General features: G+C 33.2%; 12 protein-coding genes. 6 read left to right on the forward strand and 6 right to left on the reverse strand.

Annotated features, from left to right (window positions below; genetic code table 11):
• Both QZ659_RS06980 and QZ659_RS06985 read left to right on the forward strand, forming a co-directional pair.
• Complete coding sequence (locus QZ659_RS06980) at positions 1-966, forward strand: hypothetical protein (protein WP_291724006.1); 966 nt, start codon at positions 1-3, stop codon at positions 964-966.
• A 204-nt stretch (positions 967-1170) separates the two neighbouring features.
• Positions 1171-2040, forward strand: a complete 870-nt coding sequence (locus QZ659_RS06985) for a flagellar motor protein MotB (protein ID WP_291724009.1) — start codon at positions 1171-1173, stop codon at positions 2038-2040.
• 51 nt (positions 2041-2091) lie between these two features.
• On the opposite strand, the gene QZ659_RS06990 is transcribed toward QZ659_RS06985, so the two are convergent.
• On the reverse strand, positions 2092-3723 hold the full coding sequence (locus tag QZ659_RS06990) for a transporter substrate-binding domain-containing protein (protein WP_291724012.1): 1632 nt from the start codon (positions 3721-3723) through the stop codon (positions 2092-2094).
• 116 nt (positions 3724-3839) lie between these two features.
• Positions 3840-4325 carry a hypothetical protein gene (locus tag QZ659_RS06995; RefSeq protein WP_291724015.1) on the reverse strand — a complete coding sequence of 162 codons (486 nt, stop codon included), beginning with the start codon at positions 4323-4325 and terminating at the stop codon, positions 3840-3842.
• A gap of 145 nt (positions 4326-4470) precedes the next feature.
• Here QZ659_RS06995 and QZ659_RS07000 point away from each other — a divergent pair, with 145 nt between their 5' ends.
• On the forward strand, positions 4471-5148 hold the full coding sequence (locus QZ659_RS07000) for a heme exporter protein CcmB (RefSeq protein WP_291724018.1): 678 nt from the start codon (positions 4471-4473) through the stop codon (positions 5146-5148).
• A 517-nt stretch (positions 5149-5665) separates the two neighbouring features.
• On the opposite strand, the gene QZ659_RS07005 is transcribed toward QZ659_RS07000, so the two are convergent.
• Complete coding sequence (locus QZ659_RS07005) at positions 5666-6985, reverse strand: ABC transporter permease (RefSeq protein WP_291724021.1); 1320 nt, start codon at positions 6983-6985, stop codon at positions 5666-5668.
• A gap of 134 nt (positions 6986-7119) precedes the next feature.
• Between QZ659_RS07005 and QZ659_RS07010 the strand changes: the two genes are divergently transcribed.
• Positions 7120-8175 (forward strand): M42 family metallopeptidase, encoded by a 1056-nt coding sequence (locus QZ659_RS07010; RefSeq protein ID WP_291724024.1) that lies wholly within the window; start codon positions 7120-7122, stop codon positions 8173-8175.
• A 93-nt stretch (positions 8176-8268) separates the two neighbouring features.
• On the opposite strand, the gene QZ659_RS07015 is transcribed toward QZ659_RS07010, so the two are convergent.
• Together QZ659_RS07015 and msrB are read right to left on the reverse strand one after the other, a co-directional pair.
• On the reverse strand, positions 8269-10431 hold the full coding sequence (locus QZ659_RS07015) for a M3 family metallopeptidase (RefSeq protein WP_291724026.1): 2163 nt from the start codon (positions 10429-10431) through the stop codon (positions 8269-8271).
• A gap of 233 nt (positions 10432-10664) precedes the next feature.
• Positions 10665-11246 carry a peptide-methionine (R)-S-oxide reductase MsrB gene (gene msrB / locus QZ659_RS07020; protein WP_291724029.1) on the reverse strand — a complete coding sequence of 194 codons (582 nt, stop codon included), beginning with the start codon at positions 11244-11246 and terminating at the stop codon, positions 10665-10667.
• A 190-nt stretch (positions 11247-11436) separates the two neighbouring features.
• Between msrB and QZ659_RS07025 the strand changes: the two genes are divergently transcribed.
• Positions 11437-12426: an ABC transporter ATP-binding protein gene (locus tag QZ659_RS07025; protein ID WP_291724032.1), complete on the forward strand. Its 990-nt coding sequence runs from the start codon at positions 11437-11439 to the stop codon at positions 12424-12426.
• 105 nt (positions 12427-12531) lie between these two features.
• On the forward strand, positions 12532-13770 hold the full coding sequence (locus QZ659_RS07030; RefSeq protein WP_291724035.1) for a hypothetical protein: 1239 nt from the start codon (positions 12532-12534) through the stop codon (positions 13768-13770).
• Positions 13771-13779: 9 nt separating this feature from the next.
• Here QZ659_RS07030 and QZ659_RS07035 read toward each other — a convergent pair whose 3' ends face one another.
• Complete coding sequence (locus tag QZ659_RS07035; RefSeq protein WP_291724038.1) at positions 13780-14412, reverse strand: AAA family ATPase; 633 nt, start codon at positions 14410-14412, stop codon at positions 13780-13782.
• Between the last annotated feature and the right edge of the window lie 121 nt (positions 14413-14533).

Consider the following 14533-nt stretch of genomic DNA (forward strand, 5'->3'; position numbering starts at 1 on the left):
ATGAATAGCTACATTTTAGAAGCCAAAGAACATAAAACACTGCTTGCCCAAAATAGAATTGACCCCATTACAGGCGATTTGATAAAGGAAGGCGATGAAGTGGTTTTTTGTGCTGGTTGTAAGTCTATTTTTTTGAAAGATACGTGGGAATATTTAGGACAAAAACACTGTAACCAAACAGCAACACTTAATTGTATTCCAGTTAGTTCTGCAAAATTAAAACTTGGGAATGATATTTTGTATATTCATCCCATCAAAAACATAAGTACTATTGAGTTAGAGATAGTTTCTTTAATGGAATATTGGATATATTCGGAAAAAGACACAGGTAAATATCACGACTATTTCTTTGGAGATAAAGCAGACAAATTTAAAATTTTTGTTTATGTATTTTTTTTCATTTTATCTCAAGTAATATACTATAATACTCAAAATGGCTTTCTTTTTCTCATATCAATCGCTTGTACATTTGCCTCTTATCCATTTTTAAAATTTTTAATTTACAAAAAATATAGAAAAACATTAAAAGATAAGTATAGAAATATAACCGAACAATCTTTTTTAGTAAAAAACAATGGAATTTCTGTTTGTTCAGAGTATGGAATAACAGAAGTTTTTTTACCTTCTAAAAAACTTAAAGCTGTTACTTTATCAAACTTAGGATTCTTCTCTAAATCGGAAATTATTTTTGAATATGATGAAGAGAGAAAACTGACCATTCCAATAAAGAAGATAATAGATGAAGGTAATTTTTTTCCTTTTCTGAAAGCCTTAGCTCGTTTTAGCCAAGGACTTGACTTTCCAATTACACTCTTTATTGATGACAAGGAAAAAATAGAACAAGCCAATAGGCTTATCACAGAAACAAAAGCTAAATTTACAATAGAAAGCCGAGAAGATGTTTTGAAGATGAAATACGGCAGTCTTTATAAATATGCTGATAAAATTGAAAAATTATTATCTTAGAATTAAAAGTTGTTTTAAGAATGTAGTTTTATAATTGTCGGTACTGACCTATCGGTCTGACCTTAGTCTATTAGGTCAGTCTCGCTAGAGCAGACCTTAAATAATTTGTTTTTGCTCTATTGACTTCGCCGACTTTCAGGTCTTAAAAAACTTCTTAATCTTACTTGTCAAAGACAATTCTTTGCCCTACAAAAATATAACTAAATGAAATTATACATACTTTTTTTATTGACTTTGCTGGTCAGTTTATTTACTTTCTCGTGTGTCAGTCCAAATAAATACAAAGCTAAAGTAGCCGAAGTAGAGCGCAAAGAGCAAGAAAACGAACGTATCAGAAGGCAATTTTATGAAGCTCAAAAACTACTCATTCAAAGTTCAGATTCTTTGAGAGAGGTTATTGTTTCTTTACAGACAAAAGATTATCAGCTAGATAGCTTACAAAAAGTTTCTCAAAAGGCCATCAAAAGGAATGATTCATTGTATCAGAAACTAAAAGTTAATGAAGAAGAACTGGTACAAAAAGAACAGGAAATTCTAAAAAAAGAAAAAAACATCTCCATTCTTAGAAACAGACAGTATCAACGCCAAAGACAATCTAATGAAATTCAGAAGTCTATCAAAACAGCGTTTAGTTCACTGAGCAAAGAATCTTTTTCTGTCCAAGAAAAGTCTGGACGTTTGTATATTTCGTTTTCCAACAAACTTCTTTTCGAAACGGCAAGCATAGACATCAATTCGGAGGGTAAAAAAGCATTGCAAAAATTGGCTTCCATCTTAAAAAATAATACTTCACAACTAGATATTTGGGTAGAAGGACACACCGACAATATGCCTGTAACAGGTGCAGAGCTTCCTTTCAAGGACAACTGGCAACTTAGCGCACTTCGTGCTTCAGTAGTTACACAAATTTTAGTAGAAAATGGAGTTTCTCCGAAAAGTATTGTAGCAGCAGGTTATGGAGAGCATTTACCTATTTCTAGCAACCAAACAGCAGAAGGCAAAAGCAAGAACCGACGCATCGAAATCGTACTTTTGCCCAAACTAGATGAAATTTTTGAGCTGATAGGAAAGTAAGTGAGAAATTTTTAAGAAATTACTATCAGTCTATTCTAGTAATTCGTATTTTCAAGAAGTAGATAGTTCTTGTTTTTTTAGGTTAGGAATTTGTAAAATAAATTTTGACCCTTTTTTATAATCAGATTGTAAATTAAGCGTTCCTCCAAGCTGGTCGACGGTTTGTTTGACAACATAAAGCCCTAAGCCTGTTCCTTTTGAACGTTCGTTGCCTCTATAAAACATTTCAAAAACTTTCTCTAACTGTTCTCCTTGTATACCTTCTCCATTATCTTCTATCGTAATGTTAGCGTACTTTCTAGTAACTCGTACAGAAATATTTACATAGGCTGCTTCATCTCGTTTAGCTCTATATTCTACCGAATTAGCAATCAGACATTCCAAAATGGTGTACAGACGGTCTGTGTCTGAATAAAACTCTAACTGTTGTGTAATATCTTTTCTAAACTCTACTTCTTTTGCACCTTCCAAAAACTTGGCTTCTTCTATCAGTTGGATAACAAAACCATCAAAGTGAATACGTTCTTTCTTTACTTTAAAGTTTTTATTGGCTACGTAAGCTAAAATTTTATTGACATAATAATCTAATTTGTGCAAACTTGTTCCGATATTAGAAACATAAAAAGATAAATTTTTATTATCATCAAACTCTAGTTGGATTACACTGATTAGTCCGAGTGCAGAAGCTATTGGCGAGCGTACATTATGCGAAACACTATATACAAACTTATCTAATTCATAATTTCGTTTTTCTAATTCTTCATTCTTATCAAATAAGAGCTTTTGAGCTTTTTGTTTTTCTTTTATTTCTTTCCTTAACGTATTGGTTTTGCGCTTCACTTCTCTGCGAAGAGCAAAAATCCAAGTTCCTATTATCAAACTAACAGAAAGCAAAATAATAGCAGTCCATTTTAGGCGTTTAAGTAAAATAGTGTAGGCTTCTTTTTCATTATCAAACCATTTGACATATAGCTCGGAATAGACACCATTTTCTTTTATTCGGTTCATTCCCATTTCAATATCTCTAGCAAGTTTTTTATCGCCTTTTTTGACTACAAAAGCCAAGTTTTTAGAAAAAATAAATTCCTCTCCTACGGCTAAGTTATCCAAACTGTATTCTTCTATAAACTTATGTGCTGTATATTGATTGATAAGTGCATAATCACACCTGCCATAAGCTACCATTTTGAGAGCATGTAAATCTGTTACAGATTCCATTCTGTGAATAGTAGGGTCTTGTTTTTTTATATATTCTTCAGCAATAGCATTGGCTGTTACGGCAACAGATTTACCCTTCATTTGCCGAATGAGCTTTACAGGAGGATTTTTTCTGTTTCTGACAATTACATAAGAAACAATATCGTGGTGAGGTAAGAAATCTATTTTTTTAGCTCTCTCTTCAGAATAAATCATATCTACTACATTTATTCTTCCTTTTGGAGATTCTAGCTCTTCTCTTATTTGTGTCCAGTTGCCTAATTGAATATCTACTTCATATCCCATTTCATTTCCTATGGCTTTTATCAAGTCTATATGAAAACCGTCATATTCTCCTTTTTTATTGATAAATTCATAAGGTGGATAATCATAATCTGAACCAAAAAAAATCTTTTTGGTAGAATCACTCTGTCCGAACAAAGAATTTATTACAAATAAAAATATGAATGAAAATATGTATTTCATCAAACAAGGAAACTATAAGAAAGCAATACGATAAATGTAGGCAGTAAAGAGAAAGAGTTATTATTGGCTACTACATTTTGCAGTTAGAATAGATTGTATCAAGATACATATTTTTTCTAAAAAATATCAATGATTTTGACTTTTTTTCCCCTAAACTCAAAAGTTTCTCCTTTCTTTTTTCCACTCATCATTTCATAAATTGGAGCAGCCGTAGAAATAGCAAAATAAGAACTTGGCTTACCATCAATTTTTATTTCTCCTTGGCTAAGCGAAACAAAAAACTTTTGTCCCATATCTGTAATTACAATAGCTCCTAAGTCCACAGAAGAATAATTTTTTTGCATAGATATTCTTGACAAAACTTCTAGCTTGTCTTTTGCTTCTACAAACTGACGAGCGTACATATCTCTGTCTTGTTGTAATTGAGTACGAAAAGACTCAAATTTTTCCTCCATACTTCCTTGTTCTTCATTGGCACTTTCTTGTGCTTCATTCATAGCATTTTTAGCATCATTTGCAATTCCGATTTGTTTCTGACGAACAGCTTCTAAAAGTTGTTTTTTCAATAAAATATTAGATTCTGTAGTTGAAGGTGTAGCCATAATTTTAAGATGTTTTGAACTGAACTATAAAGACAAAGTATAAAATTTAACAAAATGATTTTCTCATAACGCAAATGCTTTTGAATAGTTGTATTTAAAAGAAAAACTATTCAAAATTTTTACAAAAAATAGTCATCTTTGCAGTATGAATAAAAAGACCAATGCCTTTTCCCAAATCTTTACACTTCTACAAAAAGAATTTCGACTAGAGTGGCGACAGCGAATTGCTCTAAATAGTATTTTACTCTATTTAGCAGCCACTATTTTTGTATGCTATTTGAGCTTTCCATTGCAAAAACTTCCTCCTTTGGTTTGGAATGCTCTCTTTTGGATAATCTTAATTTTTGCCAGCATCAATGCCATTGCTAAAAGTTTTGTGCAAGAAAGTGAAGGGCGTTATATGTACTTTTATACGCTCTTTAAACCTGAAGTACTGATTGTTGCCAAAATGATTTATAATACCTTTCTAATGCTTCTGATTTCATTTTTAGGCGTTACAGGATATGTTTTTGTGATGGGAACGCCTATTCAAGACTGGAACTTATTTTTATTGATTGTTTTGCTAGGTTCTATTGGTTTTTCTACTTCCCTTACTCTTATTTCTAGCATCTCGGCACAGACACAAAATAGCAGTATGCTAATGGCAATTCTTAGTTTTCCAGTGATTTTACCCTTAGTCTTGCTTCTGATTGATGCTTCCAAAAATGCTATTGATGGCTTAGCTTGGAGCGTTAGTAAAGATGAAATTATGCTTTTAGTGGGAACAGATTTAGTCTTGGCTGCACTAGCCTATATCCTTTTTCCTTTTTTATGGAGGAGTTGATAGCTTAAAAATTAACTTAACATCAGAATAGAATCTCTAATCTACTATTCTTTTTAGCTGCTTTTCTCTCCCAAAATGTGATGATTGCATAAATAATCGCAAACAAATGTACGGTTAAGAGATAATAGATTTCAAAGAAAAATGTGGTTTTAAAAGATAGTGAAACTATAAAAACTATACCTATAATAAAATAAAGTAAGATAGCTAGAAAATAATACATTCTAGTTGCTCTAATTTTCTTAGAATAACTTCCTAAAACTACTTGAAGAAGGTTAAATAAAGGATTGTAAAAACCCAAAAAACATAAGGCATAAAAATTTACTTGTTTGAAAAGCAATAAATGAGTTATAAATTTTGGTTTGAAAACGATAACCAAATAAGAAATAATTAGTACAGGTACAGCAACAAATTGAATTAGAAAATCGAAGTCTAAGGTATTTCTTTTTCTAGCATTGAGCATAATGGAGTACGTTACATCATATTCTAAAAATCATAAATCTAACTTATAAACTAGCCTTTAAGCCTTATAAAAAAGCCATTTAGAAACTTCTTTGTAGGTTGGTTTTTTGCCATACATCAAGATTCCAATTCTGTAAATACGCCCTACAAGCCAAGTAATACCAAGGAAAGTGAAGAACAAGGTAAGCATAGAAACTGCTACTTCCCAAAGTGGTGGCTCAAAAGGAATTCTGACCATCATAATGAGAGGGGAAGTTAAGGGAAACATAGAAGCCCAAAAGGCAACCGTTCCATCTGGGTCATTGACTACCAAGCCAATAATTCCGATAGCCGTAATGAGTGGAATGGTAATGGGAAGCATAAATTGTTGCGTATCTGTCTGATTATCTACAATCGAACCCACAGCACCATAGAGCGCACCATACACCAAATATCCCATAATGAAATAAAACCCAAAAGCTCCAATAATAAGAGGGAAATTAAGTGTTTGGACAGTCTCTAAAATATTCTGAACTGCCAAATCAGTTTCTAGGTTAGAAGCCATTCCTCCAGACTGTGCGACAATAGCTTGCGCTTCTTCTGGTGTCATATTATTTTCTAAAGAAAAAATAGAAGAAACCGTAAAAAACAAGACTAAGCCAAGTACAATCCAAATTAAAAATTGCGTAAATGCTACACATGCTACTCCTATAATCTTTCCTAGCATCAGTTGAAAAGGTTTTACAGAAGAAATAATAACCTCTACGATTCGGTTGGTTTTTTCCTCCATCACACCACGCATCACTTGCGCTCCGTACAAGAAAATAAAGAAATAAATCATTACAGCACTAAGGTAAGCCACAATGCTTGCGACTGTGGAGTCTGTACGACTTTCTTTTGAATACAGAGGTGTTACAGTTAGAGTTACTTTCGTTTTGGCTTCTTTTATCAAGACAGGATTCATTCCGAGTTGTACTAATTTTCTCTCTTCCAGTTTTTTAGCAATCTGTCTTTCAATCTTTTTCTCTAGTTGAATAGGTATATTTTTATCTGCAAAAAGTAAGATTCCATCTGTATTTTCAGCCGTAACATTTCTTGGAATGAGCAGAAGTCCATCAAATTCTTTAGATTTTTCTTTTAGATTTTCCTTTGCCTCTTCTATATTATTTTGAATTGGGTAATCTAATTTTACATTATCAATTTCTGAAAGTCTTTCTAATAAATTACCTTCATCTACTACCTGTATTACTTTTTGCCCTGTGTCTAAAGAAGTTAGCCAAGCAGGAATTACCATCAGAGCAATTACTAAAAATGGAGCTATAAGAGACATTATGATAAACGACTTCTTACGAACTCTAGTCAAATATTCCCTTTCTATGATAATTCGTATTTTATTCATTTGGCTTTTTTATTTTTTAATTCTATCTAAAGGAACAAAGTTAAAAATTTCTATCAAACAACTACTTTTACAGCCTATTATTTTAACTTTGAAGCAAATTAATTTTTAATAAAAAACATAAATTACCAATCACAATGAATATTGAAAAAATAGATATTGAACTACTCTCTCGTCTGACAAATGCAGCAGGCGCACCAGGGTATGAAGACCGAATCCGTGAGCAAATCCAAACAGAAATAAAAGATTTTGTAGATGAGATGAGCATTGATAATCTAGGCAATCTGATTGCTATAAAAAAAGGAACATCATCAGAGGATAAAAAAGTAATGGTAGATGCTCACATGGACGAAATTGCTTTTATGGTTACTCACATTGACGATAGAGGTTTTGTTCGTTTCCATCCCCTCGGAGGTTTTGACCCAAAGACCCTTACAGCACAACGTGTGATTGTTCATGGAAAAAAAGATATGTTGGGCGTTTTGGGAACAAAAGCCATCCACATGATGACTGCCGAAGAGCGTAAAAAATCAGCAGAACTAGACGATTATTTTGTCGATTTAGGACTTCCAAAAGAAGAGGTAGAAAAATTTGTTTCTGTGGGCGATACTATCACAAGAGAGCGAGATTTGGTAGAGATAGGAAATACAATTTCTACAAAATCGTTAGATAACCGAATTGCAGTATATATTTTAGTAGAAACTTTAAAAAATTTAGAGGCTACACCTTATGATGTCTATGCCGTTTTTTCTGTGCAAGAAGAAGTAGGTTTGCGTGGCGCATTGGTGGCTACTCGTAATATCAACCCAGATTTTGCTATTTGTTTAGACACGACTGTTACGAATGATATGCCTAGTGTTGCTCCTCAAAAACAGGTTACACAACTTGGAAAAGGAACAGGCATAAAAATTATTGACTCTCAAACTATCTGCGACCCTAGAATGGTAGATTTCTTGAAAGCGACGGCTGATAGAGATAACATCACTTGGCAAGCTGAAGTATTGCCTGCTGGTGGCACAAATACGGCTTCTTTGCAACGTGGTGGTAGTGGTTCGATTGCTGGCGCAATTTCTATTCCTACTCGTTATCTACACCAAGTAACAGAAATGGTGCATAAAGATGATGTTTTGGCAAGTACCAAACTTCTCATGGCTGCACTAGAAACTATGGACAAATACAACTGGGATAGATAAAAATATTTAGAAATCTTAAAAAAAGAATATTCTCATAAGTAACCATTGCCAGCGTTTGTTCTACAAACTACTGGCAATAATTTTTTTATAAAATTACTTCACAGGAAAACCTCTATCTCTCATAAGGGCTTTCATATCAGCATCACGCCCACGGAATAGTTTATAGGCTTCGGCTGGGTCTATGGCATTGCGTGGTGCAAAAAGATATTTTACTAACTTTTCTGCCATTTCTGCATCATAAAATCCTCCTTCTGCTTCAGCAAAGGCTTCGGCTGCGTCTGCTGTCAAGACATCTGCCCACATATAGCCATAATACGCTGTTGCATAGCCTTCTCCAGAAAATACGTGTCCAAAGTGTGGTGTACGGTGGCGCATCACAAGCTCTTTTGGCATTCCAAGCTTATCTAATGTTTCACGTTCAAATTTATCTACATCAATGTTTGCAGGGTCAGCCAAGTGGAGTTTCATATCAATCAAAGCAGAAGCTAAGTATTCTGTCGTTCCAAAACCTTGATTGAAAGTAGAGGCTTTTTTGATTTTGGCTACTAACTCTTTTGGCATCGGTTCGCCTGTTTCTTGATGTACTAAATAGTTATCAATTACCTCATCAGTAGAAAGCCAACGTTCTAAAAGTTGTGATTGAAATTCTGTATAGTCTCTTACTCCACCATTCAGTGTTGGATATTTTACGTTTGATGAAAGTGCGTGGAGTGCGTGTCCAAACTCATGGAAAAATGTAGTAGCATCGTCCCAAGAAACCAAAAGAGGTTGCCCTGGTGCTGATTTTACAAAATTGGAATTATTGGATGCCAAAACGTTTTTCTTTCCATCAAAAGTGGTATGACTTCTATAACTTGTCGCCCAAGCCCCTGAACGTTTGCCTTTTCTTGCATAAGGGTCAAGATACCAAAGTCCGATATTCTCCCCTGTGTCTTGGTTAGTTACTTCCCAAACTTTTACATCTTCATGAAAAACAGGCACAGAACCCTCTGGAACTGGCGTAAATTTATATCCGAATAAACGTCCTGCGACATAGTGCATTGCTTCTGTGAGCTTATCAAGCTGTAAATATTGTTTTACTTCGTCAGAATCTAAGTCATATTTTGCTTGTCTTACTTTTTCAGCATAAAAACGATAATCCCACGGCTCAATCTTGATATTATCTCCATTTTTATCTGCAACAGCTTGCATATCTTTTACTTCTTCATCTACTCTAGCAATAGAGGCTTTCCAAACTGTTTCCATCAAATTCATTGCATTTTCTGGAGTTTTTGCCATACGGTCTTGCAAACGCCACTGAGCATAATTTTCATACCCCAAAAGCTCTACACGCTCTCTACGAAGTTTTAAGATTTCTTCAATAATTTTATTGTTGTCATACTCATCTGCATTATCTCCTCTTGAATAGTAGTTTTTCCAAACTTTTTCTCTCAATTCTCTTTCCGTAGAATACGTCAAGAACGGATCCATTGAAGAACGAGTGTTTGTAATAGCATACATTCCTTCTTTTCCATTATCAGTGGCGATTTTGGCAGCCGATTTTATAAACCCTTCTGAAAGCCCTCCTAATTGCGTAGAATCCAAATAAGTGATATAACCTTCCTCATCGTGCAAGACATTATTTGAAAATTTGGTGTAAAGTGTAGAGAGTTCTTTGTTGATAGCAGCATATCTCTCCTTTTTCTCTGGACTAAGTTCTGCGCCATTCATTTCAAAACTTTTGTATATCAAATCTACTACACGCTGCTGGTCTGCTTCCAAAGGATTTTGTTTGGAGTTTTCATATACCGTTTTAATGCGTTGAAAAAGTTTTTCATTTTGAGTGATTTTAGATTGAAATTCTGAAAACTTAGGCGAAAGTTCTGCATCAATTTCTCTAAATTCTGGTGAAGACATATTGCTACTCAAAATTCCATAATAGGTAAAGGCTCTATCCAGTGCTTGCCCTGCACGCTCCATTTCTTCAATGGTATTTTCGAAAGTAGCAGGTTCGGGGTTATTGGCTATTTTTTCAATATCAGCCAAATTCATTTCCATTCCTTTGAGCATAGCTGGCTTTACGTCCTCTAGCTTTACTTTATCAAAAGCTGGGACACCTCCATAGTTGCCTGTCCATTCTTGAAGCAAGACATTTTCTGTTGTAGTTTCTGTGTTTTCAGTTGAGTCTGTATTTTCCTTTTTTGCTTCTTGCTTGCAAGCTGTAAATGCAAAGAAAGTCAGTAGCAGAAGTAAAAATTGGTTTGTGTTTTTTGTCATTGGTATAAATTTAAAAGTAAATGATTATTGGTAAGGACACCAACAATGGCTAAATTATTTTCATTTAAAATTAGTTATACTTTTGATAAAATTTTGAAATCGGTTTATCTTAAAGGTATTTATTAGCTTTTTTTATATAAAATGAGAGTTCATTATTGTGTAAAACACAAAAAAGCATTCTGAACTGAATCAAAATGCTTTTAAGAAAAAATTTAGAAATTTAGTACTCTGAATTACTCTTTCTCAAAATCTAAGGAAACCGAATTGATGCAATAACGCATTCCTGTTGGTCTAGGTCCATCATTAAAAACATGTCCTAGATGTGAGCCACAATTACTACAAACCACTTCTGTACGCACCATCCCGTGAGAACGGTCTTTGATCTCATCTACGCTGCCATCAATAGCTGTGTAGAAGCTTGGCCAACCACTTCCCGACTCATATTTTGTTTCAGAATCAAAGAGTTTTTTGTGGCATGCTCCACACGTATAAACTCCTTTTTCGTGGTGGTCGTAAAACTCTCCAGTGAACGCTCGTTCTGTTCCTTTTTGGCGCAATACTCGGTATTCTTGTTCTGTGAGTTCTTCTTTCCACTCACTTTCCGATTTTTTTAATTTATAATCTGACATAGAAGTATCGTTTTGATTGAAATTATAATTTGTTTTCTTGTAATTTTGAACTTCAAGACTTTTCTCTGTCTCTACATTCTGATTAGATGTATTGTTTGAACTATTGCTGGTAATGCCAATGAAAGCAACCAACCCTAATCCAAAAACAATAGCTAGTATAGGCAATATTAAAGTTTTTGTATTCATGCTTTTATAAACGATTCTGCATAAGCCTTTGTTTATTAAGGAATTATAAAAATATTTATATCGCTCACAGGGATATGAGCAACTTTAAAGAAAATAATCAAATCATATTTTCTATTTGCATAGTTTTTAAAATAAAGAGTAAACTCCAACACTACTCACTCTAAAGAGTGAGCTACATTAAGCTACATGTATGCTAGAACTACAAGATATCTATAAAAAATTTCCTCTGATGACAGACTATGCTGTCAATGATGTTTCTTTTCATTTGGAAAAAGGCAAAACATTGGCTCTACTTGGCGAAAGTGGAAGTGGAAAAACTACACTTTTGAGAATGATAGCAGGATTAGAAAAACCGACAGAAGGCTCTATCACTTTGCAAAACAAATTTATTTATAATCATTCAAAATCGTTGTTTATAAAACCCGAAAAACGAAACATTGGCTTGTTTTTTCAACACTATGCACTTTTTCCTCATCTGACAGTTTTTAAAAATATTGCTTATGGGCTTAGTAGTACAAGCTATACTACATCACAAAAAAAACAGCGAGTAGATGAAATGCTCTCTTTGGTAGAACTTAAAGGTTATGAAAAACGATTCCCACATGAACTTTCTGGAGGACAGCAACAGCGCATTGCTTTAGCTCGTGCGCTCGCCCCACAGCCTCAACTTTTACTTTTAGATGAGCCATTTTCCAACCTTGATGAACAACTCAAAAATGAAGTTAGGCAGCAAATCAAATCTATTTTAGAAAAAACACAAACTACAACTATTTTAGTAACTCACGATTTGCAAGATGCTTTGTCTTTGGCAGACCAACTTGCTGTTATGAAAAATGGAAAAATAGAACAGCTAGACACACCTCAAAAATTGTATCATTATCCAAAAACAAAATATGTAGCTACTCTTTTCGGTGAAATTCAAGAAGTTGATAAAGAAAATAAAAAAGTTTATACTCGTCCAGAGTGGATTGAAATCACAGAAAAAAAAGAAGAAGACTTAGAAAACAGCCTTGTTGAGACATTAAAAATAGAAGATATTAAATTTTACGGGAATAGTTATAAAATTACAGCAAAAAACTATTCAGAAAAATTGTTTAAAATTCAGACCAATACATTTTCATCTTTTGAAAAAGGCGATGAGTTACAAATTGTTGTAAAAAAGACTTTTTCTTTAGATTAACTTCCAGCAGAATTTTGTATTTTGATAACATTTTATTTGTATTCCGTTTTTTTCTAAATTTTTATTTTCATTCTCAATCTGAAGAGTGAGCTATATTTTTTACTTATGAAAATACATTATCTACTTACTTTTAGCCTACTATTTATATTTTATGCTTGCCAAACAGCCAAAAATATAGAAGACGATGACGACAATAAAACTGATATAAAAGCACAACAGATGGCACAATGGCGACAAGATTCTTTACAAAGAGTTTTCTGTGATTGCTTGGTTGAAGATAGCATTAGCCACGAAGAAAAATTAAAGAATATTGACCTTTTTTTATCTCAAAATGCAGATATAAATCGTCCTTGTAGCTTGGAAGAAGAGGTAATTTCAAGTTCAGCAGAGACTGCCCTTATTAACCTAGGAGTTTCTATTAGTAATAAAGTTTTTCGTACTAAATTTAGAAAAAGAAGTTCAAGAGTAAGTACTGTTACAAAGAACTATCCTATTTTGATGCTCTTTGCAGATGATACAGTTATGCTTCGTCAGCTTGTGGAGCGTGGAGCAAATTTAGATACCAAAACAAGTGATATAGTTTCACTTCCTTCTTATTATGTTAGTCAAGATGATTTAGAAAAATTACAATTTACTTTAACATTAGGAGCAAATACAGAAAAAATAGAGCTATTTACAAACAATGAAAAAACTATTGACTTCCTACTATCACAAGGGGGAAAAACAGAAAATATTGATAAAGTAATTCTTTTTGAAAAAGATAATTATAAGGAATTAGCAGAAAAATATAATGTAGATTTGAGTAAAACTACTTGTGAAGAATTTAAAAATATTGTAGAAGTAACCAATTTCAGAAAAATAAATTTTGAACGAACCGAATGGCTACTAAGCAATGGAGTAAATGCTAGTTGCATCAATGGTAAGTTTTTAGAAAGTATTATCAATGAAGATTTTGATGGAAAAATATATAGTGCCAGCAAAACGCCTAAGCCCAACCAACATACTCAAAATGAATGGGTAGAAATGGTTTCAAAATACAAAGTAAATTGGAATCAATGTAGTAACTTCGGCAAAACACCTTTGCTTTTGGCTGTCGAAAAACGTGAAACAGATTTAATAAAAACACTTTTGAAAGAAGGCGCAGACCCCAATTTTGCTTGTGAATTTGCAGGCAAAAGAAGAACTGTTCAAGATGCACTTACCAAAACAAAAGAATATGCAGAACAAAATGAGCAACGCAAAAAAGAGCGTGAAGGCGATAAATACAGCGACAAAGATGCTAAAAAGCATACAGCCTATATGCAAACACTAGAGGAAATTAGAATATTATTAGAAACAAAATAATATTTTTTTCTAAAATTGATTTTGCGAAAGTCCTAATTTAATTAAGGTATCTATTTTTTCGATGGCTTCTTGGAGTCTTTCATTTCCCAGTTTGGAAATTTCTATGTAGTTTATATTTCTCTTTTCTAGTTCTCCTTTCATCTTTTCATAGAAAAATAGTCTTGAATTTTCTCCCCCTCGCTGCTTATCAAATTGCCATTTTGTATTTGGCTTCAATAGCAAATAATGAGAATAGTTTTGGTCTTGAATAGCCTTTTCTAACCAAAACGGAACTTTTTCGTAGATATATTTTGAATACACATAGGTAGTAAGCAAATTGGTGTCTAAAAAGTAAAGGGAGTGATTGTGAGAAATGGCTAGTTTTCCAGTTCTTTTCTCACTACAAAGTTGCCCTATCGCAATCGGCTCTACATCTGCGAATGTAAGTGCATGAGTATCTTCATATTTAGCATAATTCATCTTTATATCTAAATATTCTCTTGAAAATTCGTTATTAAAAAAAACATTATAATGTGCTGCCAAAGCTGCAACAAGAGTAGATTTTCCAGAAGATTCTGCACCAAAAATAATTATACTTTTAGGTTTTTCGTTATCAAGAGTAGTAATTGTTATACTTTTTTCTGTAAATTGAGTATCTTTCATGTAGCTTAATCGATTTTTTTAGAAATCATTTTTATGGATTTGTTGTTAAAAACACATCCTTATTTCAAAATAACAGAACACAAAACCAAATTAGTTAAAGTAGTTTCTATTTGATTGATGA

Origin of the sequence: Bernardetia sp. (assembly GCF_020630935.1) — a bacterium.
Lineage (GTDB): Bacteria > Bacteroidota > Bacteroidia > Cytophagales > Bernardetiaceae > Bernardetia.

Excerpts from the sequence above, each read along its gene's own strand:
- QZ659_RS07030 (WP_291724035.1), top strand. The coding sequence starts at position 12,532 with ATGAAAATACATTATCTACTTACTTTTAGCCTACTATTTATATTTTAT.
- QZ659_RS06980 (WP_291724006.1), top strand. The coding sequence starts at position 1 with ATGAATAGCTACATTTTAGAAGCCAAAGAACATAAAACACTGCTTGCC.
- QZ659_RS07005 (WP_291724021.1), bottom strand. The coding sequence starts at position 6,985 with ATGAATAAAATACGAATTATCATAGAAAGGGAATATTTGACTAGAGTT.
- QZ659_RS07035 (WP_291724038.1), bottom strand. The coding sequence starts at position 14,412 with ATGAAAGATACTCAATTTACAGAAAAAAGTATAACAATTACTACTCTT.
- msrB (WP_291724029.1), bottom strand. The coding sequence starts at position 11,246 with ATGAATACAAAAACTTTAATATTGCCTATACTAGCTATTGTTTTTGGA.
- QZ659_RS06995 (WP_291724015.1), bottom strand. The coding sequence starts at position 4,325 with ATGGCTACACCTTCAACTACAGAATCTAATATTTTATTGAAAAAACAA.
- QZ659_RS06990 (WP_291724012.1), bottom strand. The coding sequence starts at position 3,723 with ATGAAATACATATTTTCATTCATATTTTTATTTGTAATAAATTCTTTG.
- QZ659_RS07025 (WP_291724032.1), top strand. The coding sequence starts at position 11,437 with ATGCTAGAACTACAAGATATCTATAAAAAATTTCCTCTGATGACAGAC.
- QZ659_RS07015 (WP_291724026.1), bottom strand. The coding sequence starts at position 10,431 with ATGACAAAAAACACAAACCAATTTTTACTTCTGCTACTGACTTTCTTT.
- QZ659_RS06985 (WP_291724009.1), top strand. The coding sequence starts at position 1,171 with ATGAAATTATACATACTTTTTTTATTGACTTTGCTGGTCAGTTTATTT.
- QZ659_RS07010 (WP_291724024.1), top strand. The coding sequence starts at position 7,120 with ATGAATATTGAAAAAATAGATATTGAACTACTCTCTCGTCTGACAAAT.
- QZ659_RS07000 (WP_291724018.1), top strand. The coding sequence starts at position 4,471 with ATGAATAAAAAGACCAATGCCTTTTCCCAAATCTTTACACTTCTACAA.